24 protein-coding genes are annotated in these 25,063 nt (G+C 67.3%); 7 read left to right on the top strand and 17 right to left on the bottom strand.

The window, feature by feature from the left end; all coding sequences use genetic code 11:
* Positions 1-17: 17 nt before the first annotated feature.
* The 13 genes from IEY68_RS02155 to IEY68_RS02215 form a co-directional block, all read right to left on the bottom strand.
* On the bottom strand, positions 18-1,235 hold the full coding sequence (locus IEY68_RS02155; protein ID WP_229718564.1) for a cytochrome P450 family protein: 1,218 nt from the start codon (positions 1,233-1,235) through the stop codon (positions 18-20).
* A gap of 11 nt (positions 1,236-1,246) precedes the next feature.
* Positions 1,247-2,518: a cytochrome P450 family protein gene (locus IEY68_RS02160; RefSeq protein ID WP_058855541.1), complete on the bottom strand. Its 1,272-nt coding sequence runs from the start codon at positions 2,516-2,518 to the stop codon at positions 1,247-1,249.
* Complete coding sequence (locus IEY68_RS02165; protein ID WP_058855540.1) at positions 2,515-3,138, bottom strand: GTP-binding protein; 624 nt, start codon at positions 3,136-3,138, stop codon at positions 2,515-2,517. Before IEY68_RS02165 ends, IEY68_RS02160 begins: the two co-directional genes overlap by 4 nt.
* Complete coding sequence (locus IEY68_RS02170; protein ID WP_030521401.1) at positions 3,113-3,460, bottom strand: DUF742 domain-containing protein; 348 nt, start codon at positions 3,458-3,460, stop codon at positions 3,113-3,115. The genes IEY68_RS02165 and IEY68_RS02170 overlap by 26 nt, the downstream gene beginning before the upstream one ends.
* A complete protein-coding gene (locus tag IEY68_RS02175; RefSeq protein ID WP_058855539.1) occupies positions 3,457-3,891 on the bottom strand; it encodes a roadblock/LC7 domain-containing protein in 435 nt (144 codons plus the stop codon). Before IEY68_RS02175 ends, IEY68_RS02170 begins: the two co-directional genes overlap by 4 nt.
* Positions 3,891-5,471: an ATP-binding protein gene (locus IEY68_RS02180; RefSeq protein WP_058855538.1), complete on the bottom strand. Its 1,581-nt coding sequence runs from the start codon at positions 5,469-5,471 to the stop codon at positions 3,891-3,893. The genes IEY68_RS02175 and IEY68_RS02180 overlap by 1 nt, the downstream gene beginning before the upstream one ends.
* Before the next feature lie 830 nt (positions 5,472-6,301).
* Positions 6,302-6,691, bottom strand: a complete 390-nt coding sequence (locus IEY68_RS02185) for a metal-sulfur cluster assembly factor (protein ID WP_058855537.1) — start codon at positions 6,689-6,691, stop codon at positions 6,302-6,304.
* On the bottom strand, positions 6,688-7,191 hold the full coding sequence (sufU, locus tag IEY68_RS02190) for a Fe-S cluster assembly sulfur transfer protein SufU (RefSeq protein WP_058855536.1): 504 nt from the start codon (positions 7,189-7,191) through the stop codon (positions 6,688-6,690). Before sufU ends, IEY68_RS02185 begins: the two co-directional genes overlap by 4 nt.
* Before the next feature lie 3 nt (positions 7,192-7,194).
* Positions 7,195-8,448, bottom strand: coding sequence for a cysteine desulfurase (locus IEY68_RS02195; RefSeq protein WP_058855535.1), 1,254 nt, complete (start codon positions 8,446-8,448; stop codon positions 7,195-7,197).
* Position 8,449: 1 nt separating this feature from the next.
* Positions 8,450-9,262 carry a Fe-S cluster assembly ATPase SufC gene (gene sufC, locus IEY68_RS02200; protein ID WP_058855534.1) on the bottom strand — a complete coding sequence of 271 codons (813 nt, stop codon included), beginning with the start codon at positions 9,260-9,262 and terminating at the stop codon, positions 8,450-8,452.
* Positions 9,263-9,304: 42 nt separating this feature from the next.
* A complete protein-coding gene (gene sufD, locus IEY68_RS02205) occupies positions 9,305-10,483 on the bottom strand; it encodes a Fe-S cluster assembly protein SufD (protein ID WP_058855533.1) in 1,179 nt (392 codons plus the stop codon).
* A complete protein-coding gene (gene sufB / locus IEY68_RS02210; protein WP_058855532.1) occupies positions 10,483-11,919 on the bottom strand; it encodes a Fe-S cluster assembly protein SufB in 1,437 nt (478 codons plus the stop codon). Before sufB ends, sufD begins: the two co-directional genes overlap by 1 nt.
* A complete protein-coding gene (locus tag IEY68_RS02215; RefSeq protein ID WP_058855531.1) occupies positions 11,916-12,770 on the bottom strand; it encodes a helix-turn-helix transcriptional regulator in 855 nt (284 codons plus the stop codon). Before IEY68_RS02215 ends, sufB begins: the two co-directional genes overlap by 4 nt.
* A gap of 482 nt (positions 12,771-13,252) precedes the next feature.
* Here IEY68_RS02215 and mptB point away from each other — a divergent pair, with 482 nt between their 5' ends.
* From mptB to IEY68_RS02235, 4 genes are all read left to right on the top strand, one after another.
* Positions 13,253-14,974 (top strand): polyprenol phosphomannose-dependent alpha 1,6 mannosyltransferase MptB, encoded by a 1,722-nt coding sequence (mptB, locus tag IEY68_RS02220; protein ID WP_373292932.1) that lies wholly within the window; start codon positions 13,253-13,255, stop codon positions 14,972-14,974.
* Positions 14,971-15,903 (top strand): ABC transporter ATP-binding protein, encoded by a 933-nt coding sequence (locus IEY68_RS02225; protein ID WP_058855528.1) that lies wholly within the window; start codon positions 14,971-14,973, stop codon positions 15,901-15,903. Before mptB ends, IEY68_RS02225 begins: the two co-directional genes overlap by 4 nt.
* A 148-nt stretch (positions 15,904-16,051) precedes the next feature.
* Entirely contained in the window at positions 16,052-16,843 is a 792-nt protein-coding gene (locus tag IEY68_RS02230; protein WP_062995734.1) for an ABC transporter permease, read from the top strand.
* 65 nt (positions 16,844-16,908) lie between these two features.
* On the top strand, positions 16,909-17,883 hold the full coding sequence (locus tag IEY68_RS02235) for a COX15/CtaA family protein (protein WP_062995803.1): 975 nt from the start codon (positions 16,909-16,911) through the stop codon (positions 17,881-17,883).
* A 50-nt stretch (positions 17,884-17,933) separates the two neighbouring features.
* Here IEY68_RS02235 and IEY68_RS02240 read toward each other — a convergent pair whose 3' ends face one another.
* Both IEY68_RS02240 and IEY68_RS02245 read right to left on the bottom strand, forming a co-directional pair.
* Complete coding sequence (locus tag IEY68_RS02240; RefSeq protein WP_062995736.1) at positions 17,934-19,166, bottom strand: PucR family transcriptional regulator; 1,233 nt, start codon at positions 19,164-19,166, stop codon at positions 17,934-17,936.
* 138 nt (positions 19,167-19,304) lie between these two features.
* Positions 19,305-19,655, bottom strand: a complete 351-nt coding sequence (locus tag IEY68_RS02245) for a hypothetical protein (RefSeq protein WP_062995805.1) — start codon at positions 19,653-19,655, stop codon at positions 19,305-19,307.
* Between the two features lie 138 nt (positions 19,656-19,793).
* On the opposite strand from IEY68_RS02245, the gene IEY68_RS02250 reads away from it, so the two are divergent.
* Positions 19,794-20,759 (top strand): quinone oxidoreductase family protein, encoded by a 966-nt coding sequence (locus IEY68_RS02250; RefSeq protein WP_062995738.1) that lies wholly within the window; start codon positions 19,794-19,796, stop codon positions 20,757-20,759.
* A gap of 22 nt (positions 20,760-20,781) precedes the next feature.
* Here the strand turns inward: IEY68_RS02250 and IEY68_RS35895 are convergent, their stop codons facing one another.
* Positions 20,782-20,964 carry a hypothetical protein gene (locus IEY68_RS35895; RefSeq protein WP_229718614.1) on the bottom strand — a complete coding sequence of 61 codons (183 nt, stop codon included), beginning with the start codon at positions 20,962-20,964 and terminating at the stop codon, positions 20,782-20,784.
* On the opposite strand from IEY68_RS35895, the gene IEY68_RS02255 reads away from it, so the two are divergent.
* Positions 20,932-21,504, top strand: coding sequence for an FAD-dependent monooxygenase (locus IEY68_RS02255; protein ID WP_308434932.1), 573 nt, complete (start codon positions 20,932-20,934; stop codon positions 21,502-21,504). The two genes, IEY68_RS35895 and IEY68_RS02255, sit on opposite strands and share 33 nt — an antisense overlap.
* A 73-nt stretch (positions 21,505-21,577) precedes the next feature.
* Here the strand turns inward: IEY68_RS02255 and IEY68_RS02260 are convergent, their stop codons facing one another.
* On the bottom strand, positions 21,578-22,567 hold the full coding sequence (locus tag IEY68_RS02260) for a heme o synthase (RefSeq protein ID WP_062995740.1): 990 nt from the start codon (positions 22,565-22,567) through the stop codon (positions 21,578-21,580).
* A gap of 349 nt (positions 22,568-22,916) precedes the next feature.
* Here IEY68_RS02260 and tkt point away from each other — a divergent pair, with 349 nt between their 5' ends.
* A complete protein-coding gene (gene tkt / locus IEY68_RS02265; RefSeq protein ID WP_062995742.1) occupies positions 22,917-25,058 on the top strand; it encodes a transketolase in 2,142 nt (713 codons plus the stop codon).
* The last annotated feature ends 5 nt before the right edge of the window (positions 25,059-25,063 follow it).

Here is a 25,063-nt window from a genome sequence, read left to right on the forward strand (position 1 = left end):
CTTTTACGCTACCGGTTTCAGCTCAGGTACACAGGCAATTCCTGGTGACCGTTGGAAACGAAGCTGACCACCGGCGTCAGTTCGCTCACATCCGCCGCCAGCCGGATATCCGGGAAGCGCCGGAACAGCGCGGGCAGCGCGATTTCAGCTTCCATCCGTGCCAGTGGCGCGCCGATGCAGTGGTGCGCCCCGTACCCGAACGACACATGATCCTTCGCCGCCCGCGTCACGTCGAAGATATCGGCGGTGGCGCCGTGGACCCTCGGATCGCGGCCGGCGGCGGCATAGGAGGCGAGGATGGCCTCGCCCTTGCCGATCCGCAGACCCTCGATCTCGATGTCCTCTACCGCGAACCGCAGCGGTAGATGTGCGACCGGCGCCTCGTAGCGCAGCGTCTCCTCCACCACCTCCGACCAGCTCACCTCACCGGCCAGGGCGGCCGCCCGCTGCTGCGGATGGGTGAGCAACGCGACAATGGCCTGATCGAGCAGATTGACCGTCGTTTCGTGACCGGCGTTGATGACCAGCATCAGCGTCTCGACGATCTGCTTCTCGGTGAGCTGCGAACCGTCCTCGTCGCGGCTGGTGATCATCACACTGGTGATATCGTCGCCGGGATTATCGCGCCGATAGACGACCAGCTCGGTGACCAGGCCGTACATCTCGACATAGTTCGCCTGCGCCCCCGCCTGATCGATCGTGGTATCGAAATACCGGTCGACACACACCCGCAAGCCCGCTTCCAGCGTCTCGGGGACCCCGAGCAACTCGGTGATCACCCGGATCGGAACCGGGTAGGCGTAGCCCTCACGCAGGTCGACCACCGTTCCGGCGGGTACGGCGGCCAATCGGTCGAGCAGTTCGGCGATCAGAGCTTCCACGCGCGGGCGCAGCGCCGCGGTCCGTCGATGGGTGAACGCCGGTGACACCAGCCGGCGCAGCCGGCGATGGTCGGAACCGTAGGCGGTGAACATGTTCTCCACCGCGATCCACGGCAGCAGCGGCCAGTCCTCGGTGATCTCGCCGTTCACGAACGCCGTCCAGTGCTGGCGCGGGTCCTTGGACACCCGCGGATCGGCCAGCAGACTCTTCAGTACCGCCGCGTCGGTGATCGACCAGGCCGGGACATCACCCGGCAGTGCGATCAGCGCGGCGGGACCCTGGGCACGCAACCGTGCGGATTCCCCCTGGGTATCCGCACCGGCCATGTCCAGGACGATGAGTTCGCGGTCCAACGACTGACTCCTTACACGAGGTTCAACGGTGGAGAAGGCGGGAAGGCGACCGGCAGAGCCGCCAGAGCCCGGTGAAAGGGCCCGGGGCGCCAGACGAGCTCTTCGGGCGCCACCGCCAGCTCCAGTTCGGGAAGCGCGTCGAGCAACAGGTCGATCGCCTCCTGGACCACCACGAAGGCCGGGGACTGCGCGGGACAGGCGTGCGGTCCGATACTCCAGGCCAGATGCGACCGGTTACCCGTGTGGTCGGCGCCCCGGATGGCCGGATCGTTGTTGCACGCGGACAAGCTGATCACCACCGGCTGGTGGGCCGGTAGCCAGGTGTTCTCGACGAGAATCGGCTGCCGCGGGTAGGTGGTGCAGAAGTTGGCCATCGGCGGGTCGTTGAACAGCACCTCGTCCAGCGCGTCGCGGGTGGACAGCGCACCGCCGAGCATGTTCCCGCCGAACCGGTCGTCGGTCATCATCAGCAGCAGCGTGTTGTTGATCAGGTTCTGCTGCGGCTCCACCCCGGCGCCGTAGAAGCTGATCAGGTTGGACAGCAACTCCTCGTCGTCGAGCTTCGCCGGGTGGTGCACCAGCCGGGAGGTCACGTCGTCGGCCGGATCGGAACGCTTCTGGAAGATGAGTTCCATCAGCGCTTCGCTGAGATGATTCATTCCCCATTCGGCGTTGACCGTGTCGAACAGCGCGGCCATTCCGTTGGCGACCCGCTCACCCAGTTCCAGTGAACAACCGACCATCCGATTGAGCACCTCGAACACCAGCGGGAACGCGTATTGGGTGACGAGATCGGCTTCGCCGGTCCCACAGAAGGAGTTGATCAGCGGGACCGCGGTCTTCTCCACCGTCTGGTGCAGCTCGTGCAGGTCGATACCCTCGATCGCGTACACATAGGCCTGGCGATACCGCTGATGCAGATCGCCACTGTTGCGCAGGGCGTTCGGGTACCACTCCATCATCGGCTTGACCGGCGAATCCGGCGGGATACTCGTCTGCCAGGTCCGCGGATCGGCCGGGAACCGATCGGGATCGTTGAGGATCCGGACCGCCGCCTCGTAGCCGATCACCAGGGTGGCGGGTACGTCCGGAGCCAGATCGATGGGAACCAGCGATCCGTACCGGCTCCGCATCGCGGCATAGGCCCGATGCGGATCACCGGCGAATTCTTCGGAAAAGAGGCTGAATCGATCGCCGATGCCCCCGGTGGGGTCTCCGTGGACGACCGGGCATCCGGCGAACGGAGGTTGTTGTTGCGGAACCGGAGAGAACTGCGTGGTCAAAGACGAGACTCCAATCGGCGGAACAAAAATTCGACGAGCGTGATCAACGACTGCAGGCAGGTGCGCCGATCACGAGCGTCGAGGGCGATGAGCGGAGTGTCTTCGGTGAGGTCGAGCGCCTCGCGCACTTCCGACAGCGGGAAGCGACTCGAACCCTCGAACTCGTTCACCCCGACCGCGTACGGCACACCGCGCTCTTCGAGCACGGCAAGTACCTCGTCGGCCTTCTCGATACGCCGGGTGTCCACCAGGACCAGGGCGCCGAGTGCGCCCTTGGCCAGTTCCTCCCACAGCGGAATGAACCGCTGCTGGCCCGGAGTACCGAAGAGGTACAGGGCCAGTTCGGGGTTGAGCGTGATACGGCCGAAGTCCATCGCGACCGTGGTCTGCGTTTTCGATCCCAACCCGCCCAGATCGTCGATCCCGACGCTGGCCTCGGTGATGGTCTCCTCGGTACGCAGGGGTTTGATCTCGGAAACACTGCTCACGAAGGTGGTCTTGCCGACGCCGAAATTACCGGCAACCAGCAATTTCACCGATCGGGTCACCGTCTCCGGCACATAGTCGACCGCGCGACCGTAATCCGCGGGCCGATCAGGCCGGGAGAGCACGGAGCCCATTGAGTACCTCCTCGAGCAGGGCGATCTCCGGCATTATCTCCGCCGGGGTCGGGATATTCAGATGTCCGCTGTCCAGCAGATCGGACACCACGATCGTCACCACCGACGGCGGGAGGTCGAGATAGGCGGCGACCTCCGCGATCGACAGGGCACCGCGAGCACAGACATCGACCACCCGGCGTGCGTCCGGCGTGGAGCCCGGCGCCGGATCCCCGACAGCGACGACCAGGGTTACCAGGCCGAGCTCACGGGTCGGACGGGAGCGTCCGCCGGTCCGCACGTACGCACGGACCAGGTCTGGATCACGCCGCGACCGGCTCATTGCAGATCGCCGCCGTGTGCGCCTCTGCGAGGTTCACTACCGAGCTCGTGGCCCACTCGGCTGGCCAGCTCGTTCATCCGATGCGCGATCAGGCCCACATCGATATCGGTCATGGTCGCCACACCCAGGAGCGCGCCCTCGCCCGCCGCGGTGATCATGATCATGCCCTGGTCGTATTCGGTCATGTTCTGCCGCACGTCGTTTCCGTTGCTGCCGCAGAACTCGCCGAGCGCTTTGCCGAGTGAACGCAGCCCGGAGGCCGCGGCAGCGAAACGTTCGGCATCGTCTTTCGCGATACCCGCCGAATGGGCGATGCGCAGCCCGTCCTCGGACAGCAGGACGGCGAATCGGACGCCGGGAACCTCGAGATCGTCCAGTAACCAGCCCAGTTTATTGGTGCTGTCGGATACCACTGTCCTCGGTGAACCCATCAGGATGTCATCCCTTCGGTGTGTTCGGTTGCGGCGGCACGGCCGCTCTTGGAGCCGCTTTGCCAGGCGGCGGCGATATCGGGGCGGGGCTGCCCCGCTTCGGTCCTGTCCTCTCCGGACACGCGATCATTGATGTCGCCAGGGACGGCTGCGGCCCGGCGCCGGCGCCGGGGCAGGCCGCCGCTGGTGATGTCGTGGACTGTCGTACGCTGCTCGCTCTCGGTCTCGTCGGTGACACCTGCCGCCGGGGTCCGTTCGGCAGGGCGGGAGATCTCCGGCGATACCGGTACCGCGGCGTGTGCGCCGGTGGTCGTCGCCGAATGTGCTCCCCCACCGGACGATACGGCGTTGCCGACCAAGGTGTTACCCGAGCTTCCCGATACCGACGAGGTCTGGCCGCCGGGCACCGCCGCGAGCTCACGCTGAGCCGGGGCACCGTTGGGCAGTACGGCGTCGTTGTCCTGGTTGGTCTTCGGTGCGACCAGCAGAGCCTCCGGGATATAGACCATCGCGCGCATACCGCCGTAGGCATTGGGGCCGTCGATGTAGACGGTGAACCCGTAGCGGCGGGCCAGGGCGGCGATACCGGGGAAGCCGACCTTGGGAGCCGGGCCCAGCTGATGGATATCGATCGAGCGTTCGTTGGCCAGGACCTGCCGGGCCTCTTCCATCTGCTCGGCGTTCATCCGCACGCCGGCGTCGTCGACGATCACGGTGACACCGTGATGACCTTCCTGGAAGGTCACGTCCACGAAGGAGGTCGGCGGCGAGTAGCGCAGCGCGTTGTCGATGAGCGAGGCCAGCGTATGCACCAGCGGTTCGACCGCACGACTGATGACGATCCGGTCCAACTGGGAGGGGCGCACCCGCAGGTAGTCACGGACACGACCGGTCGCACCGCCGACAACGTCGGTGAGCGACTGGGCGGGCCAGCGGCGACCGGGCAGACCACCACAGACGATCACGTAGGACTGCGCCTGACGGATCATCTGCTGCACGGTGTGGTCGATACGGATCAGTGTCTCGTAGACGCGGTCGTCGCGGTGTTCACGCAGCGCGGAACTCACGACCTGGGAGACGTCGGCCCCGAGGCTCACCACGGAGGTACCGAACGAGCGGACCGCCGCGCTGGTGGCCTCACGCGCAAGGTTTTCCGAGCGCTCACGGCCGGCGTCGGCCTCGGTACGCACGTTGCGCTCCGCGGCGGAGACGGAGGTACGGACCTGCTCCTCCATCTCCCGCGTGACGGCTTCCCGGGTCTCGGTCTGCACAGTGCGCAGATCCTCCGAGACGCGGTCGATGATCCAGCGCAGGCATTGGGCGAAGCGCGAATTCTCCAGTCCCGGAGGCACTTCGGGTGCGACGGCGGTCTGGTCGAACCGGCGCGAGGACTCCGAGACTGCGGGCAAGGTGCTGGCCGCGAGATGCTCGAGCGCATCCTCGCGCACGGCTAGCTCCCGCTCGAGCACATCGAGTCGTTTCTGTTGTTCTCGCACGGCCCGAACGGCGTACCACGCCACGCCGAGCACCAATATGGGGGCGAGTATCCAGGGAAGCAGCACGGCGGTATTCAGATTCATCAGCTTTCTCGTCGTTGACGGGGCTCGAGGTGCGCCACGCGGTGCTGTGGCGGGCCACAGCACTTCGTTTCGCCTTCCTCGCGACGCCGACCATATTCGCCCCTGGCCGGATGAGGGTCCGTGCCGGGCACCGCGATAACGGTCGGTGACATATCCCTTAGTTACTTTCGACTACTCGAAAGTAACTAAGGGACAAGTCATTCGGCCGATCGATGACTATCGGAGCACATCCTCCGATGGCCCGGAACCCGACGACTCGCCCACAGTAGCAGCATTGTGGTGAACTCTCTCAATAACGGCCGATAATCGATTGTCACCTTTCCGTGATAGGGCCGCGACCTCGCAGAATGCGGAAAGGTATTGCGCCGGTGAAGATCACGAACGCCGGACACTGCCGGGCACCGGCGGGGCCGCACGTGCGGCCGGGGGTGCTCCAGCGCACACCTCGATCGCATCCCTTATCACCAGCAGCGGAGCACCAAAAACAGACCGGCCGGTCGGCGATTGGCGGCGGGCCCGGAAAATTGATATCAAGACAGATTCAATACTGCACCGGGCCGGTCGAATCGGGCCCGGATCCCCGGCGAAATCCGCAATGCGGGCCGCCGAACGGACACCGCGACGGTCACCACGGGAACGTGAAATAGCTGTATTCCAGTGAAGGCCCACCATTACCGGGCGAAATGCGACCGGCGTACCGGATGGGTCGACCGGTCCGTACCAGCGGCCCGCTTCCCCGCCCGCTGTCCGGACCAATTCGGGTACAGACGAGAACGCGACGGCGACCGTATCGGTCGCCGTCGCGAATTACCCGCGCGGGTGTGCCGGACTCAGACCGTGAAACCGAGCGCCCGCAACTGTTCCCGGCCGTCCTCGGTGATCTTGTCCGGACCCCACGGCGGCATCCAGACCCAATTGATCTTCAGATCGTCGACCAGGCCGCTGCGCACCAGGGCGTTCCGGGACTGATCCTCGATCACATCGGTGAGCGGGCAGGCGGCCGAGGTCAGCGTCATATCCAGGACGGCGGTGGTCTCCTCGACCCGCAAACCGTAGACCAGGCCCAGATCCACCACGTTGATACCGAGTTCGGGATCGACCACATCGCGCATGGCCTCCTCGAGATCAGCGAGCTGCGCCAGATCCTCGGCCGACAACTCGACTTCGGGGGCGGCCGCGCTCTCCGGCGCGGTGGCCTCGGTGGCAGGAGTTTCGGTCATGCTGTTTCCCCGTTTCGTGATGGATCGGTGTCGGAGACACCGGGAACCGCGATGGAATCGGCCGCACCGTCGACCCGCAGCACCGCATCCTTGAAGGCCATCCAGCCGAGCAGTGCGCATTTCACCCGGGCCGGGTATTTCGCGACGCCGGCGAAGGCTATTCCGTCACCGATGACGTCCTCGTCGCCCTCGACGGTGCCCCGGCTGCCGATCATCTCGTTGAACGAATCGACCACACCCAGCGCCTCGATGATCGGCAGCCCGATCACCTGATCGGTGAGCACCGAGACCGACGCCTGGCTGATCGAGCACCCCTGGCCGTCGTAGGACACGTCCTCGACAGCGCCGTCGGTGCCCAGCCGCACTCGCAACGTCACTTCGTCGCCGCAGGTGGGGTTCACGTGGTGCACCTCGGCACCGAACGGTTCCCGCAGCCCGCGATTGTGCGGATGCTTGTAGTGATCCAGGATCACTTCCTGGTACATCTGCTCCATGCGCATGCTCTAGCCAACCCCGAAGAAGCTCTGGGCCTTCCGCACCGCGGCGACCATCTTGTCCACTTCGTCCACGGTGTTGTAGAGCGCGAACGAGGCGCGGGCCGTGGCGGCGACGCCGAAGCGCCGGTGCAGCGGCCAGGCACAGTGGTGTCCCACCCGGATGGCTACACCCTCGTCGTCGAGGATCTGGCCGAGATCGTGGGCGTGGATACCCTCGGTGAGAAAGGCGACCGCGCCACCGCGATCGACGTTCTCGGTCGGACCGACGATCCGTACACCCGGTACGGCACCCAGCCCCGCGAGGGCGGCGTCGACGAGGTTGTGCTCATGGGCGGCGACTTCGTCCATCCCGATCCGGTCCAGATAACGCACCGCGGCTCCCAGCCCGATGACCTGCGAGGTCATCGGCACCCCGGCCTCGAATCGCTGCGGCGGCGGGGCGTAGGTGGTCTCCGCCATGGTCACGGTCTCGATCATGGATCCGCCGGTGATGAAGGGCGGGGTCTCCTCGAGCAGTGCTCGTTTCCCGTAGAGCACACCGACTCCCGACGGACCGAGCATCTTGTGCCCGGAGAACGCGGCGTAGTCCACGTCCAGCGCGTGGAAGTCGACCGGCGCGTGCGGTACCGACTGGCAGGCGTCGAGCACTACCAGCGCACCGACCGCACGGGCCCGGCGCACCAGTTCGGCGACCGGCGCCACCGCACCGGTGACATTGGACTGGTGGGTGAAGGCAACGACCTTGGTGGCGGGCGACAGTTCGAGCGAGTCCAGGTCGATCCGGCCGTCGTCGGTGACCCCGTACCAGCGCAGCGTGGCACCGGTGCGGCGGGCGAGTTCCTGCCACGGCACCAGATTCGCGTGATGCTCCAGCTCGGTGATCACGATCTCGTCACCCGGGCCGACGTGGTACGGGAACCGGTCGTCGGCGAAGGAGTAGGTCACCAGGTTCAGCGATTCGGTCGCGTTCTTGGTGAACACGATCTCGTCGGCCGCGGCACCCACGAACCGCGCGATCTGCGCGCGGGCGTCCTCGTAGGCGTCGGTGGCCTCCTCCGACAGCTGGTGCGCTCCGCGGTGCACCGCGGAGTTGCTCTCGAGAAGAAAGGCACGTTCGGCGTCCAGCACCGCCAGCGGCCGCTGCGCGGTAGCCCCGGAATCCAGGTACACCAGCGGCTTCCCGTCCCGGACCGTACGGTTCAGGATCGGGAAGTCGGCCCGGATCCGGGCGACGTCGAAGGCGGGGAGGGTCGCGGTCATCTCAGGCTCCGGCTCCGGCGGGATGGGGGACGGCAGTCGGCGAAGCCGACGGGGTGGGTGCGCTCTGGGTGAACTTCACATAGCCGTTCGCGTCGAGTTCCTCGGCGAGCTCGGGGCCGCCCTCGGCGACGATGCGCCCGCTCACGAAGACGTGCACGAACTGCGGCTGGATATACCGCAGGATGCGGGTGTAGTGGGTGATCAGCAGGACCCCGCCGTTCTCCCGCTCCCGGTAGCGGTTCACACCCTCGGAGACGATACGCAGCGCGTCCACGTCGAGGCCGGAGTCGGTTTCGTCGAGGATGGCGATCTTCGGCTTCAACAGGCCCAGCTGCAGGATCTCGTGGCGCTTCTTCTCGCCGCCGGAGAACCCCTCGTTCACACTGCGATCGGCGAAGGCGGCGTCGATATCGAGTTCGTTCATCGACTCCTTCACCTCCTTGACCCAGTGGCGCAGCTTCGGCGCCTCACCGCGGACGGCGGTCGCCGCCGTGCGCAGGAAGTTCGACATCGAGACACCGGGAACCTCGACCGGGTACTGCATGGCCAGGAAGAGTCCGGCCCGCGCCCGCTCGTCCACCGACATCTCCAGCACGTTCTCACCGTCGAGGGTGATGGAACCCGAGGTGACGGTGTACTTCGGATGTCCGGCGATCGCATAGGACAGCGTCGACTTACCGGAGCCGTTGGGGCCCATGATCGCGTGTGTCTCGCCGGATTTCACGGTGAGGTTCACACCGTTGAGGATCTTGACGGTGTCCCCGTCCGGGGTGGCGACCTCGGCGTGCAGGTCCTTGATTTCCAGGGTGGTCATAGGTTGTCGAATTCCTTCGTGGCTGTGGGCGGGGTGGTCCGGTCAGACGCCGATCGCGGCGAGTTCGGCCTCGATGGCCGCCTCGAGCCGCTCGGCGACCTCGCCGACCCCGATCTTCTGGATGATCTCGTGGAAGAAACCACGCACCACCAGGCGGCGGGCGGCGTCTTCCGGAATACCGCGGGCACGCAGATAGAACAACTGCTCGTCGTCGAACCGGCCGGTCGCCGACGCGTGACCGGCGCCGACGATCTCACCGGTTTCGATCTCCAGGTTCGGCACCGAATCGGCGCGGGCGCCGTCGGTGAGGACCAGGTTGCGGTTGACCTCGAACGTGTCGGTTCCCTCGGCGGCGGCCCGGATCAGCACATCACCGACCCAGACCGTGCGAGCGTCACCCTTGGGCGAATGGGGATCGCCCTGGAGCGCGCCTTTGTACAGCACGTTCGATTTGCAGTGCGGCACCGCGTGGTCGACTAGCAGACGCTGTTCGAAATGCTGGCCCGCGTCGGCGAAGTACAGGCCGAGCAGTTCGGCGTCGCCGCCGGGACCCGCGTAGCGGACATTGCCGGTGAGCCGCACCAGATCACCACCGAGGGTCACCGCGGTGTGCCGTAGCACCGCGTCGCGGCCCACCAGCGCGTGGTGCGCGGTGGCGTGCACGACGTCGTCGGCCCAATCCTGGACCGCCACCACGGTGAGCTTGGCGCTGTCGCCGAGCACGAATTCGATGTTCTCGGCGTAGGTTCCGCTGCCGCGCTGATCGATCACGACGGTGGCGGTGGCGAATTCGGCGAGTCGAACCTGGAGGTGGCCGTAGGCCGTCTTCTCCGCGCCCGGTCCGGTGATACGCACGATGACGGCTTCGGCGACCTCGGTCTCTTTGCCCACCGAGATGATCGTCGCCTGTTCGAAACCGGAGTACGCCTGCGCGGCGACCCGGTCGGACGGAGTGCCGCCCTGTCCCAGGCGGGAATCGTCGCGGCCCACGGTCTCCACGGTGACGCCACCGACCTGCCCGACCTCGACGCCGGCCTGCCCGTCGGCGGTGGCGGTGCCGTTGTGCAGACCGCGCAGCCGGCGCAGCGGGGTGAACCGCCACGCCTCGTCCTTACCGGAGGGGATCTCGAAGGCGTTCACATCGAAGGAGGTGAACACCTCCCCCTTGTTGATCGCCGGCTGACGAGCCTCGGCGGCCTCGGCAACGTTGTCCAATGCCATCAGCCGACGGCTCCTTCCATCTGCAGTTCGATCAGGCGGTTGAGCTCCAGCGCGTACTCCATCGGGAGTTCCTTGGCGATGGGCTCGACGAAGCCGCGCACCACCATCGCCATCGCCTCGTCCTCGGTCATTCCGCGGCTCATGAGGTAGAACAACTGCTCCTCCGACACCTTGGACACGGTCGCCTCGTGCCCCATGGTCACGTCGTCCTCGCGGATGTCGACGTAGGGGTAGGTATCGGAGCGGCTGATCGTGTCGACCAGCAGCGCATCGCATTTCACCGTCGACTTGGACCCGTACGCGCCCTTGTTGATCTGTACCAGACCACGGTAGGAGGCACGGCCACCGCCGCGGGCCACCGATTTGGACACGATGGTCGAGGAGGTGTGCGGGGCCAGGTGCAACATCTTGGCGCCGGTGTCCTGGTGCTGCCCCTCGCCGGCGAAGGCGACCGAGAGCACCTCACCCTTGGCGTGCTCACCGGTCATCCACACGGCCGGGTACTTCATGGTGACCTTGGAGCCGATATTGCCGTCGATCCACTCCATGGTGGCGCCCGCCTCGGCCTTGGCCCGCTTGGTGACCAGGTTGTAGACGTTGTTCGACCAGTTCTGAATGGTCGTGTAGCGGCAGCGGCCGCCCTTCTTCACGATGATCTCGACGACCGCCGAGTGCAGCGAATCGGATTTGTAGATCGGCGCGGTGCAGCCCTCGACGTAGTGCACGTAGGCATCCTCGTCGACGATGATCAGGGTGCGCTCGAACTGGCCCATGTTCTCGGTGTTGATCCGGAAGTAGGCCTGGAGCGGGATATCCACATGCACGCCCGGCGGTACATAGATGAAGGAGCCGCCCGACCACACCGAGGTGTTCAACGCGGAGAATTTGTTGTCCCCGGCCGGGATGACCGTGCCGAAGTACTCGCGGAAGAGCTCCGGGTGCTCCTTCAACGCGGTATCGGTGTCGAGGAAGATGACGCCCTGCTGCTCCAGATCCTCACGGATCTGGTGGTAGACGACTTCGCTCTCGTACTGAGCGGCGACACCCGAGACCAGCCGCTGCTTCTCCGCCTCCGGGATGCCCAGCTTGTCGTAGGTGTTACGGATGTCCTCGGGCAGGTCCTCCCAGCTCTCGGCCTGCTTCTCGGTGGAGCGCACGAAGTACTTGATGTTGTCGAAATCGATACCGTCGAGGTTGGAGCCCCAGTTCGGCATGGGCTTGCGATCGAAGATGCGTAGCGCCTTCAGCCGGTTCTCCAGCATCCAGGCCGGTTCGTCCTTCTTGGCCGAGATATCACGAACGACCTCCTCGGACAGACCACGCTGCGCACTGGCGCCCGCCGCATCCGAGTCGGCCCAGCCGTAACCGTATTTACCCAGTGAGGCGATCGCCTCCTCCTGGGTGAGCGGTGGCACCTGATCGGTGATGGTCGTCATTCGGCGCTCCTTCCGGAGTCGTTCGGTGCGTCCGTTGCGGGCTGTGCAACGGTTGAGGGTGAAGCGTTGTTCGGTCGGTCGGCGGCCGATGTCGGCAGCACCGTCAGCGGTACGTGGGTGGTGCAGGCGCAGTCACCGTTGGCAATGGTCGCCAGACGCTGGACATGGGTACCCAGGACCTCTCGGAAGGCCGCGAGTTCGGCCTCGCACAGCTCCGGGAACTCCTCGGCGACATGGGCGACCGGGCAGTGGTGCTGGCAGATCTGCACGCCCGCGCCCACCCGGCGCGTGCTGGCGGCGAAGCCCGCGTCCGAGAGCGCGGTCGCGATCTCCTCGGCCTTCTCCGCCGTACCGGACTGCACGGTAGCGCTGCGGGTGCCGGAGCTGCTCGTGGCGGGCTCCGGACTGTGCGCGGGCAGCGGGTCGATCCCGTCGACCAGGGTGCGCGCGCGTTTCCGGGCGAACTCGGTGACCGCTTCCTCGCCACCGATCTCGCGCAGCTGCCGGATGGCCGCGCCGGCCAGATCGTCGTACGCGTGGCCGAGCATGCCGCGCCCGGCGGCGGTGAGCTGGTACTGCTTGGCGGGCCGCCCGCGGCCCTTCTGCTGCCAGGGCGCCGAACGCCCGGCGCGGGCTTGACCCGATTCGATGAGCGCGTCCAGATGCCTGCGCACCCCCGCTGGGGCCAGGCCCAGAGCACTACCTATCGCGGTCGCGGTGATCGGTCCCTCCTCCAGCAGCAGCCGGACGATAGCGGCGCGAGTATGTCCCTCACCTCCGGTCGCGGGCACACCGACGGACCCGGTACCGGCCCGGTGACCAGCCCTTTCGTCCATATCCGGCAAACCCATAGTTTTCACAACATCAGTGTGGCGGAATTCGTTCCCGAAATCTAATAAGGGTGCCCTGACCAGGCGGGTCGTCCGATGGCACTCCCTCCGGCGGAAATGACGAAATCTCCTGCTCGGGCGAGAAAGACCCGCTCGCGAGGCCCTTACCGGATCAGTGGAGTGATGTGCTTCACTGCGCCGGGGGTCCGCCGTCGCACCCGGTTCGCCGCCGGAAAATTCGCTGCCCGGATGCACTGCCGCGCGCGCTCACCGGCCGACGGGGAAACCGCCGTACGCGCGGCCCCCGAACCCGGGTGTCGTTCGCGGATCCCCGCGGCATCCGGCACCGCCCCGTTCACTGATTTCCACGGTAGCTGGAAGGTATCCGGGCCCGAATCCGGCGACCGCAACCCGGAGAGCGCGCGGTGATTCCTTCGCACACCTCTACGTGATGCTGCGGCCACGGGACACACCGCGCCCGCGGCGAACTAGTCTCGGTGACCGTGGCAGGACAGGCAGGCGCCCCGGGCGCAGTGGCGTCGCGCGGGCAGCGCGCACTGAAACTGGTGCGGCGCGCCCTCGGACTGGATGTCCCGCCCCCGGACCACACCATCGCGATTCTGCACAGCGACGAATCAGAGGCCCCGGGCCTCGACCGCCGGGAACGGGCGCAGCTGGACCGGATCCGGCTGATGGGCGCCACCGGCACTGTGCTCATGGCGATCAGCGCCCTCGGCATCGGCGCCCAACCGGTACACCAGAATCCGACCTCGGGGATGCGTGTCCTGGGCATTTTCGCGCGGGCGCACACCGGGTCGCTGGCCATGTGCATGGTCGGCACGGTGACCGTCGTACTGGCGTGGCTGCTACTGGGGCGGTTCGCTGTCGGCGGGCTCGGCGGTTCGCCACTGCACCGGCTCACCCGGCGCCAGTTCGATCGCACGCTGCTGCTCTGGATCATTCCGCTGTGTGTGGCGCCGCCGATGTTCAGCAACGACGTCTATTCCTATCTCGCGCAGAGCGAAATCGCCGCCCGTGGCATCGACCCCTACCAGGAGGGTCCCGTCGCGGGGCTGGGCATCGACAATGTGCTCACCAACAATGTCCCCAATATCTGGCGCGAGACACCGGCGCCCTACGGCCCGCTGTTCCTCTGGATAGGGCACGGCATCGCCGAACTCACCGGGGAGAACATCCTGGCCGGGGTCTGGGTACACCGGTTACTGGCGCTGGCGGGGGTCGCACTGATCGTCTGGGCGTTGCCACGCCTGTCCGTGCGCTGCGGGGTCGCCCCGGTGAGCGCGTTGTGGCTGGGGGTGGCCAACCCCCTGGTGCTGTTCCATCTCATCGGCGGTGTGCACAACGACGCACTGATGCTCGGCCTGATGCTGGCCGGTCTGGAGTTCATGCTGCGCGCGATCCACGGGATCCCCGGTAACGGCGGGCCACCACCGCTGGACGGTCGCGGCTGGGCGCTGCTGATCGGCGGGGCGGTCGTGATCAGCCTGTCCTCGTCGGTCAAGGTCACCTCGATCATCGCCCTGGGATTCGCCGGCATGGCCCTGGCCCGCCGCTGGGGTCCGGGCCTGCGGCCGATACTGGCCGCCGCCGGACTGCTCGGACTGATCGCCGTGGCGGTGACGGTGGTGATCAGCACCGCGAGCGGTCTCGGTTTCGGCTGGCTCTACACGTTGAATACGGCCAACGCGGTACGCAGCTGGATGTCACTGCCCACGGCGCTGGGGATCGTCACCGGATTCGGCGGCGTACTACTCGGCCTGGGTGATCACACCACCGCCCTGCTGAGCATCACCCGGCCCATCGCCGCCGTGGTGGCGGGATTCATCACCGTGCGAATGCTCGTCGCCACCTGGACCGGACGATTGCATCCGGTCGGCGCGCTGGGGGTTTCGCTGGGCGCGATCGTGCTGCTGTTCCCGGTGGTCCAGCCCTGGTATCTGCTGTGGGCCATCGTGCCGATGGCAGCCTGGGCCACCCGCCCGGTCTTCCGGGCTCCGGCGATCGGGATCTCCGCGGTGGTCAGCGTGATCCTGATGCCACGGGGTGCCGACCTGGAAGTGTTCCAGATCGTGGGGTCGGCCGTCGCGACGGTGATCGTGTCACTGCTGTTCATCGTGGTCACCCGGAACGCGCTGCCCTGGCGGGCGCAGCAGGGGGTGTCGGCGCCGTCACAGCCGGCCGGGGCCTACGGTGGGACCTCGTGACCGCTTCCCGCGTACCCGCCGTCCAGGTGGACCACATCGCCAAACGCTACGGCGAGACGATCGCGGTGGACGGTATCGGTTTCACCATCGAACCCGCGCAGGTGTTCGCCCTTCTCGGGCCGAACGGCGCCGGAAAGACCACCACGGTGGAGATGTGCGAGGGCTTCGTCCGCCCGGATTCGGGGCAGGTGCGGGTGCTCGGCCTCGATCCGATCTCCGATTCCGAACAGTTGCGGCCCCGGATCGGGGTGATGCTGCAGGGTGGCGGCGCCTATCCCGGCGCCCGGACCGGGGAGATGCTGGATCTGGTCGCCTCGTATTCGGCGAACCCACTCGATCCAGGCTGGTTACTCGGCGTCCTCGGCCTGGCCGACCATCGCCGGACCCCGTATCGCCGGCTGTCCGGCGGACAGCAGCAGCGACTGTCGCTGGCGTGCGCGCTGGTGGGCCGTCCGGAGATCGTCTTCCTGGACGAACCGACCGCCGGAATGGACGCGCAGGCACGGATCATGGTGTGGGAGTTGATCGATGCGCTTCGGCGGGACGGTGTGAGTGTGCTGCTCACCACCCATCTCATGGACGAGGCCGAAGAACTGGCCGATCATCTGGTGATCGTCGATCACGGGCGGATCGTCGCCTCGGGCACTCCGGCGGAGGTCACGGCGCACGGCGCAGCCGGTCAATTGCGTTTCGCGGCACCGCCGAAACTCGACCTCGAGCTGTTGCAGATGGCGCTGCCGGAGGGTTTCGCCCCCCAGGAGACCAGCCCCGGCTCGTATCTGGTGGAGGGTGAGATCAATCCGCAGGTACTGGCCACGGTCACCGCCTGGTGTGCCCGGGTGAACGTGCTGGCCACCGATATCCGGATCGATCAGCGCCGGCTCGAGGATGTCTTCCTGGAGTTGACCGGACGGGATCTGCGCGCATGATGCGATACTGCGATACTGCGATACCTCCGCCTTCGCTGCGGCCTCCGCGGACCGCATCTGTCAGCCTCGAAGGAAGCCCCGTGATGCGATACCTCCGCCTTCGCTACGGCCTCCGCGGATCGCATCCCACAGCTCCGAAGGAAGTCCCGTGACCAAGCCTGATCTGACGGGCAACCGGTTCGAGCCGGGGACCTTCGCGCCGGGGCCGCGGCCCGCGCCGCGCCTGGCCATGCTGGCGGCGCAGACGCGGCTGGATCTGGTGCTGCTGCTGCGCAACGGGGAGCAATTGCTGCTCACCATGTTCATTCCGATCACCTTGCTCATCGGGCTGGCGCTGCTCCCGTTCGGCGATATGGGTCCGGACAAGATCGACAAGATCGTGCCTGCGGTGATGATGGTGGCGGTGATGTCGACCGCGTTCACCGGGCAGGCCATCGCCATCGGTTTCGATCGGCGCTACGGCGCGCTCAAACGGCTCGGCGCCACACCACTTCCGCGCTGGGGGATCGTCGCGGGGAAGAGCGGCGCGGTACTGCTCGTGGTGATCCTGCAGGCGGTGCTGCTCGGGTTGATCGGGGTGGCGCTGGGCTGGCGGCCGACACCGCTGGGGCTACTGCTGGGCGCGGTCCTGATCGCGCTGGGCACCGCCACTTTCGCGGCGATGGGGCTGTTGCTGGGCGGCACGCTCAAGGCCGAAGTGGTGCTGGCGCTGGCGAATATCCTCTGGTTCGTCATGCTCGGTATCGCCAGTGTGGTCTTCGCCTCCGACGAACTACCCGCCGTGGTGCACACGCTGGTGCGACTGGTGCCCTCGGGCGCGCTGGCCGTCGCGCTGGAACACGCGCTGGCCGGTGGTGTCGACTGGCTGGGTGTCGGTGCGCTGCTCATCTGGGGTACCGGTGCCGGGCTGCTGGCGGCCCGCTGGTTCCGCTTCGAATAACGGCCCACGACAAGTCGTAGTAGTCCGGCTGCGGGCCGTCGGTGACCGCCCGCTACCATCGTGACGTGCTGTATCGCGCATTCCTGCGACTCGTCGACCGGCTACCGCTGCCGTCGCGGCGCACCCAGCTGCTGATCGCGCTGGCGGTGATCGCCTCCCAGGCCGGTATCGCCGTGACCGGCGCGATCGTCCGGGTCACCGCGTCCGGTCTGGGCTGCCCCACCTGGCCGCAATGCTTCCCGGGCAGTTTCACTCCCGTCGGAGTCTCCGAAGTCGCCGTGATCCATCAAGCGGTGGAATTCGGCAACCGGATGCTGACCTTCGCGGTGACGCTGTGCGCCGCGCTCATCGTCCTGGCCGTCACCCGGGCCCGGCGCCGGCGCGAAGTACTCGTCTACGCCTGGCTGATGCCGGCGGGGACCGTGCTGCAGGCGGTCATCGGCGGTATCACGGTATTGTCCGGCCTGCTGTGGTGGACGGTGGCGCTACATCTACTCGCCTCGATGCTCATGGTGTGGGTGGCCGCCGTGATGTACGCGAAAGTCGCCTCCCCCGACGACGGTGTCGAGACGGTCCGTGCGCCGGAGCCGCTGCGCCGGCTCACCGTGCTGAGCGGGATCGCACTGGCCGGGGTCCTCGTCGCGGGCACGCTGGTGACCGGCGCCGGCCCCCATGCCGGCGATAAGAGCATCGAACGTCCAGTGGCCCGGCTCGAGGTCGAGATCGTCACCCTGGTGCATCTGCATTCACAGCTGCTGATCGGCTACCTCGCCCTGCTGATCGGTCTCGGTTTCGGTCTCTTCGCGACCGGTATCACCAAACCGGTACGCGACCGCCTGTTCGTTCTGATCGGGCTGGTTCTCGCGCAGTCGCTGGTAGGTGTCGTCCAGTACTTCACCGATGTCCCGGCGGCGCTGGTCGCGATCCACGTCGGTGGCGCCGCGCTGTGCACCGCCGCGACCGCCGCACTGTGGGCCTCCCTACGAACCCGCGAGCCGCTACCCGCCGAGGTAGCGGAAACGAGCGCCCAGCCGGCCTGACGCGGCCGAGCGACAGAGCCGATGCTCCGCCGCCGGAGCGAGGGACGACCTCAGGTCGCGCTCGGCCCGTTCTGATAGCTGCGGGCGACCAGCGCCGAGGTCAGATACCACAGTCCGGTCGGGACGGCCGGATCGAATCCGGTGAGCATCCGGACCCTTTTGAGCCGGTAGTCGAGCGTATTGGTGTGCATATGCATGAGCCGGGCCGTGCGCTGCCGGTTGAAATTGTTCGCGATGTGCTGGCGCAGCGTTTCCAGCAGTTCGGGATGTTCGTCGAGCGGGTCCAGGATGGCGCTGAGGTGTTCGCGTGCCGGCCCGGGCCGGGTGATCTGGAATTCCAGGGCCAGATCGGTGAACCGGTGCAGTCCACCGCCGTCGGTGATGCGCTGCACCGTATCGAGGAGTTCGTGCGCGCGGTCGGTGGCGTCGGGGATCTCGGCGGTGGCCGCGGTGACCACGGTGCCGGTGACCGGCACCTGTGCGGCCTGCGCCAGCCGCGCGATCAGATCGTCCAATGCCTCGTCCGGGAAACCGTCGGCCGGTAACAGCACCGTGCCGCCGTCGATGCTGAGCAGCGAGAGGGCCTTCTCACCGCAGCTGCGGGCCAGTTCGGCCTGGATCCGGCGCAGTTTGCGCCGCGCGACGATACGTCCGTCGACCTGTTGTGCGGATTCGTCCGGATGCGGCGGCAGGGCCAGCGCCAGCACCTGATAGGACCCGGCGATCTCGATCCCGCATTCGCGGGCCATGGTGGCCGTGCTGTGCCCGCCGAGCAGTGCCGAGGTCAGCGTATGCACCGCGGTGTGGTGTTCGGAGACCACGCCCCGGTATTCACCCACATACGCCAGCGCCACTTCGGAGGTGATCGTGTCCAGGATCTCCAGCATACGGCGGGCGGTAGCGACCAGTGTGGCCGAATCCGCTGGTCCCGCGGTGGACATGATGCGGTCGAAACCGAGTTTGAAACCCTCGTGGATGGCGTGGTTGATGGTGTCGATCGGGATACCCTCACGCGCCCATTCCGCGGCGGCCTCCCGGACCTGCTCGATCTTCTCCGGTAGCTCCCGGCCGTCGAGCCGGCTGAGGGTGAGTTCCAGGCAGAGCCGGGTCACCGCGGTGACATCACCCTGGAGCGCGTCGCCCGGCAGCGTTCCGCACGGTGCGACGTGTTCGACGAAATGCCCGACCATCTGACGCGACAGGGTGGATACATCCCGCAGGTGGTTCGAGATCGGACGGCCGGACACCGTGAGTCTGGAACGGGTCGGACTGCTGACCGTCATATCGGCTCCTTCTTACCCCGGGGCTGACGCTCGAGGCACTAACGGTAGCGCGAACCGGTTACTCGTCAGTAGTTTTTGCTCGGGAAACTGTTCGAGCTACCTGACGCCCGGCGGTCGGCCTGTGAGCACCCACAGGTGTCATTTCTCGTTGCGGGCCTTCGGAAACCGCACCTGACCGGCGACCCAGCCGGCCATCTTGGCCCAGTGCCCGGTCCGCGGAGTTGTGCGCGATACCAATTCCCGCTCCCAGCCCTCGGCGGCGGTGAGCCCGTCCACCGCGTCGACCACGGCCCGCGCGACGGCCGTATCGGCGACCATCCGATCCCCGAGGACCCCATCGGAGCCGACCAGTGTGATCCGGACGCCCCGGCGGCCGACCGGCTGCAGGACGGCCTCGGCCGAACCCCCGTGCGCGGCGACGAACTTGCGCACCGATTCGACGATCTCCTTCGGGGCGTCGGCGGTGACAGTGGCGGTATCTGCGCTCATGCCGAGGAGTTTACCGGCGAGTAGGAACACGTCCCGGAACCCGGTCCGAAGCGCCTGGTCATCCCACCGAGCGGCGGTCGTGGAAACAGTGGCGGACCCCTGTATCCCGGATGGGCGTACCCGTGTAGAACTGGACCCATGCGCGCGATCCAGGTAGACCGGCACGGCGGTCCGGAAGTGCTGACCCTCGCCGAGGTTCCCGATCCGGAGCCCGGACCGAATCAGCTACTGGTCGATATCGATGCCGTCGGCGTGAATTTCATCGACACCTATTTCCGCACCGGAACCTATCCGCGCCCGGTGCCCTACATTCCGGGTTCCGAGGGTACCGGAGTGGTGGCCGAAATCGGTTCGGGGGTGACCGGATTCGCCGTCGGCGACCGGGTGGCCTGGGCGGCCGGGCCGAACAGCTACGCACCGCGCGCGGTGGTAGACGAAGCGGTCGCGGTCGCGGTACCCGGTGATATCGATCCGGCGGTGGCCGCCTCGGCACTGTTGCAGGGTATGACGGCGCACTACCTGATCGAATCGGTCTACCGTCCGGAACCGGGCGAGACGATCCTGGTCCACGCGGGCGCGGGCGGCGTAGGACTGCTGCTCACCCAGCTGGCGGTCGCTCGTGATATCCGGGTGATCACCACCGTGTCCTCCGACGAGAAGGAAGAACTGTCGCGCAGCGCCGGCGCCCGGGAAGTGCTGCGCTACGGCGACGATCTCGCCGATCGGGTCCGCGAACTGACCGGCGGCGAGGGCGTCGCGGCGGTCTACGACGGGGTGGGTGCGGCCACCTTCGACGCCAGCCTCGCCTCGCTGCGGGTGCGCGGCACGCTCGCGCTGTTCGGCGCGGCCAGCGGCCCGGTACCGCCGGTGGATCTGCAACGACTCAACGCGGCGGGTTCGGTTTTCGTGACCCGGCCCAATATCGCCCACTACACCCGCGATCGGGCGGAACTGGACTGGCGGGCGGGCGATATCTTCGAGGCCGTCGCGGACGGTTCGCTCACCGTACGGGTCGGCGCGACCTATCCGCTCGCCGATGCCGAGCGGGCACATCGCGATCTGGAGAGCCGCAAGACCACCGGTTCGATCGTCCTGCTGCCCTGACCCGTTCGGCCGGGCGCGCGCCTCAGTAGTCGCGTCCGGTCAGGCCGCGGTAGACGAATCGCGTCAGCGATTCGACGGCTTCGTCGTCCGACATCCGCACCGCGCCGTCCTCGACCGCCGCGGAGATGGCCTGGACGAGGCAGAACATCATCGCCAGGCTGGCGTCGACCGGGTGCTGCTCGCCGGAGACGCCGCCCACGTCCACCCACCGACCGGCGGGCAGGGCATGAACACCGGGATCCAGGATGCCTACAACCTGGGCTGGAAACTCGCCGCCGCACTGGACGGCGACGACGGGCCGCTGTCGACCTACGAACCGGAGCGCCGTACCGTCGCGGCCCGCGTGCTCGGTATCAGCTCGGAGCTGCTCGGCAAACTGGTCGACGCGATGGAACGCGGCGAGGACACCCGCCAGCTCGATATCAGCTACCGCGACCCGGCCGACACCCGCCCGGTCGCACCCGGCGACCGCGCTCCCGACGCACCGCTGAAGAACTCCGACGGGCGGGCGCTGCGGCTGTTCGATCTCTTCCGCGGTCCACACGCGACCCTGCTGTGTTTCGGCGCCACGGGAGAATCGCCCGCCCTGCCCGGTACCCGGAGCTACTCGGTGGTCGAGCCGGGCGCCACGGCACCGGGCCATGCGGTGATCGATATCGAAGGCCATGCACATGCCGCGTACGGTGTCGTGGCCGGGACGCGGATCCTGATCCGGCCGGACGGCTATATCGGGCAGATCGGCTGACCGGCGACGGTTTCGAGTAACCGAATAGTGGTGCCGGGTGACGGGCGCGGCCGTACAGGCGTGACGGGGCGGCTCAGCCGAAGAAGACGTCGCCGAGTGTGGTCCAGCCGAGCACCGAATCGACCGCCAGACCGCAGAACACCACGGCGAGGTAGTTGTTGGACTGCAGGAACAGTCGCAACGGTTTCACCGATTCACCGCGCCGCACTCCCGCATAGAGCTGGTGGGCCATCAGCAGGAACCAGGCACCGGCGACCAGTGCGACCGCCGTGTAGATCACCCCGGTGGCCGGGGCCAGCGCCAGGGTGGTCAGCACGGTCAGCCAGGTGTAGACGACGATCTGCTTGGTGACGGTCTGTTCGGTGGCCACCACCGGCAGCATCGGAACTCCGGCCGCCCGGTAGTCCTCCTTGTAGCGCATGGCCAGCGCCCAGGTGTGCGGCGGCGTCCAGAAGAAGATCACCCCGAACAGCGCCAGGGCGGGCCAGCCGACGGTGCCGGTGACCGCCGACCAGCCGACGAGGGCGGGCATACAACCGGCCGCGCCGCCCCACACCACGTTCTGCGAGGTACGCCGTTTGAGGCCGAGCGTGTAGACGAAAACGTAGAACAGGATGGTCGCGACGACCAGCACACCGCTGAGCAGATTGGCCTGCCACCACAGCCAGGCGAACGAGCCGATACCCAGTACGACACCGAAGACGAAGGCGTGCGAGGTCGGTACCGCGTCCCGGGCCAGTGGCCGTTTCGCGGTCCGCTTCATCACCTTGTCGATATCGGCGTCGGCCACACAGTTGAGGGTGTTGGCGCTGGCCGCGCCCATCCAGCCGCCGAACAAGGTGGCCAGGATCAGCCCGATATCGATCTGACCGCGATCGGCCAGCAGCATGGTGGGGATGGTGGCCACCAGCAGCAGTTCGATGACGCGGGGTTTGGTGAGCGCGATATAGGAGAGCGGGCGGTGGGCGACGCGGGCGAGCTTCTCACTGCCGAGGACGCGGTCCGCGGGTGCCGGGGCGGAATCGTGGGCGCCGCCGACCCCCGTGTCATGACCGATCCGCACTATCTCTCCTCGCACGCTGTGCTTCGCATCCGGTTTGGGAAGGAGCAGCGCGCGGCTGCGACGCGGCTACTACTACGCACGATGGTAGACCCACACCCGGCGCGCGCCGCCGCGCGCCCCTGGGCACCAACCCGGGCGCCGGGTCGCGGGGTGTGCCCACGCGGTCGGCCACCGGGGCCATCCGGGCGATGACCGGCTCGCGGCACTAGCCGGGGGGCGTGCACAGGGGCGGCCGGGCGCAATTAGGGTAGGGGGGTGTATGCGGCGCCACAGTCACCGCGCCGTACCGGTCCGCCGCCCAGCCCGCCCCCAATTTTCGACGCCTCGAAATGTCAGGAGAAACACGGTCGTGTCAGTGACAGACGACATCCGCGCCCTCACCCAGCCGAACCTTCCGGACGACTGGACGGATCTGGACACCAAAGCTGTCGACACCGTCCGGGTCCTCGCCGCCGACGCGGTGCAGACCGCGGGCAACGGCCATCCGGGCACCGCGATGAGTCTCGCGCCGCTGGCCTACACCCTGTTCCAGCGCACCATGCGCCACGACCCCGCCGATCCCGAATGGGTCGGTCGCGACCGGTTCGTGCTGTCGTGCGGCCACTCCAGCCTGACTCTCTACATCCAGCTGTACCTGGCGGGATTCGGCCTGGAACTCGATGATCTGCGCAACCTGCGCAAATGGGGTTCGCTGACCCCGGGCCACCCGGAGTACCGGCACACCAAGGGTGTGGAGATCACCACCGGTCCGCTGGGCCAGGGCCTGGCCTCGGCAGTGGGTATGGCGATGGCCGCCCGCCGCGAGCGCGGCCTGTTCGACCCGGAGGCCGAGACCGGCGCCAGCCCGTTCGATCACCACATCTACGTGATCGCCTCCGACGGCGATATGGAAGAGGGCGTCACCTCCGAGGCTTCCTCGCTGGCGGGCACCCAGCAGCTGGGCAATCTGGTGGTGATCTACGACGACAACAAGATCTCCATCGAGGACGACACCACCATCGCCTTCACCGAGGATGTGGCGGCCCGCTACGCGGCTTACGGCTGGCACGTAGAGGTGGTGGAGGGCGGCGAGGATGTCGTCGCGATCGAGGCCGCGCTGGCCGCGGCCAAGGCCGAGACGGGCAAGCCGTCGCTGGTCCTGCTGCGCACCATCATCGGCTATCCGGCCCCCAACAAGATGAACACCGGTGCCGCGCACGGCGCCGCGCTCGGGGCCGACGACGTGGCGGGTACCAAACGCGCCCTCGGTTTCGACCCCGAGCAGAGCTTCGAGGTCACCGACGAGGTCATCGCGCACACCCGCAAGGCCGCCGCGCGCGGCGCGAAGGCGCACGCGGACTGGACCATCGAGTTCGATGCCTGGGCCCAGCGCGCGCCCGAGGCCAAGGCGCTGTTCGACCGGCTGTTCAACGGTCGGCTTCCGGCCGGCTGGGCCGACGGCCTGCCCACCTGGGAGCCCGACGCCAAGGGTCTGGCCACCCGTAAGGCGTCGGCCAAGGTGCTGGGCGCCCTGGGCCCGGTGCTGCCGGAACTGTGGGGTGGTTCCGCCGACCTCGCCGAATCGAACAACACCACCATCCCGGATTCGCTGAGCTTCGGCCCCGAGGCCATCTCGACCGGTATGTGGAAGGCGAGCCCCTACGGCCGCACCCTGCACTTCGGTGTCCGCGAGCACGCGATGGGCTCGATCCTCAACGGCATCGCCCTGCACGGCCCCACTCGCCCCTACGGCGGCACCTTCCTGGTGTTCAGCGATTACATGCGTCCGGCTGTGCGGCTGGCGGCGCTCATGCGGGTACCGGTCACCTATGTGTGGACCCACGATTCGATCGGTCTCGGCGAAGACGGCCCGACCCACCAGCCGATCGAGCATCTGGCCGCCCTGCGCGCGATCCCGGGCCTGTCGGTCGTACGCCCCGGCGACGCCAACGAGACCGCGTACGCCTGGCGCACGGTGATCGAGAAGCACAGCGGTAAGCACAATTCGCCGTTCGTCTCGAGTGACGACGTGGGCACCGGGGGCCCGGCCGCGCTGGCGCTGACCCGCCAGGACCTGCCGGTACAGGAGGGCACCAGCCTCGAGGGTGTCGCCAAGGGTGGTTACATCCTGGCCGAGGCCTCCACCGGCGTACCGCAGGTGATTCTCATCGGTACGGGCTCCGAGCTCCAGCTCGCCGTCGCCGCGCGCACTACGCTGGAAGAGCAGGGCATCGGCACCCGGGTGGTCTCGATGCCGTGCGTGGAGTGGTTCGACGCGCAGGACAAGGCGTATCGCGACGAGGTGCTGCCTCCGGCGGTCGCCGCTCGAGTCGTCGTCGAGGCGGGTATCGCGATGCCGTGGTACCGGTTCACCGGTGACGCGGGCGAGATCGTCTCGATCGAGCATTTCGGCGCCTCGGCCGATTACAAGACCTTGTTCCGCGAGTTCGGCTTCACGCCGGAGGCTGTCGTGGCCGCTGCGCAGCGCACGCTCGACAACGTGAAGGGATAAGTGCC

This window comes from Nocardia jinanensis, from assembly GCF_014645735.1.
GTDB classification, from domain to species: Bacteria; Actinomycetota; Actinomycetes; order Mycobacteriales; family Mycobacteriaceae; genus Nocardia; species Nocardia jinanensis.

Coding starts and splice junctions, on each gene's coding strand:
- IEY68_RS02165 (WP_058855540.1), bottom strand. CDS start 3,138: ATGGGCTCCGTGCTCTCCCGGCCTGATCGGCCCGCGGATTACGGTCGC.
- IEY68_RS02170 (WP_030521401.1), bottom strand. CDS start 3,460: ATGAGCCGGTCGCGGCGTGATCCAGACCTGGTCCGTGCGTACGTGCGG.
- IEY68_RS02175 (WP_058855539.1), bottom strand. CDS start 3,891: ATGGGTTCACCGAGGACAGTGGTATCCGACAGCACCAATAAACTGGGC.
- IEY68_RS02180 (WP_058855538.1), bottom strand. CDS start 5,471: ATGAATCTGAATACCGCCGTGCTGCTTCCCTGGATACTCGCCCCCATA.
- IEY68_RS02185 (WP_058855537.1), bottom strand. CDS start 6,691: ATGACCGAAACTCCTGCCACCGAGGCCACCGCGCCGGAGAGCGCGGCC.
- sufU (WP_058855536.1), bottom strand. CDS start 7,191: ATGCGCATGGAGCAGATGTACCAGGAAGTGATCCTGGATCACTACAAG.
- IEY68_RS02195 (WP_058855535.1), bottom strand. CDS start 8,448: ATGACCGCGACCCTCCCCGCCTTCGACGTCGCCCGGATCCGGGCCGAC.
- sufC (WP_058855534.1), bottom strand. CDS start 9,262: ATGACCACCCTGGAAATCAAGGACCTGCACGCCGAGGTCGCCACCCCG.
- sufD (WP_058855533.1), bottom strand. CDS start 10,483: ATGGCATTGGACAACGTTGCCGAGGCCGCCGAGGCTCGTCAGCCGGCG.
- sufB (WP_058855532.1), bottom strand. CDS start 11,919: ATGACGACCATCACCGATCAGGTGCCACCGCTCACCCAGGAGGAGGCG.
- IEY68_RS02215 (WP_058855531.1), bottom strand. CDS start 12,770: ATGGGTTTGCCGGATATGGACGAAAGGGCTGGTCACCGGGCCGGTACC.
- IEY68_RS02240 (WP_062995736.1), bottom strand. CDS start 19,166: ATGACGGTCAGCAGTCCGACCCGTTCCAGACTCACGGTGTCCGGCCGT.
- IEY68_RS02245 (WP_062995805.1), bottom strand. CDS start 19,655: ATGAGCGCAGATACCGCCACTGTCACCGCCGACGCCCCGAAGGAGATC.
- IEY68_RS02250 (WP_062995738.1), top strand. CDS start 19,794: ATGCGCGCGATCCAGGTAGACCGGCACGGCGGTCCGGAAGTGCTGACC.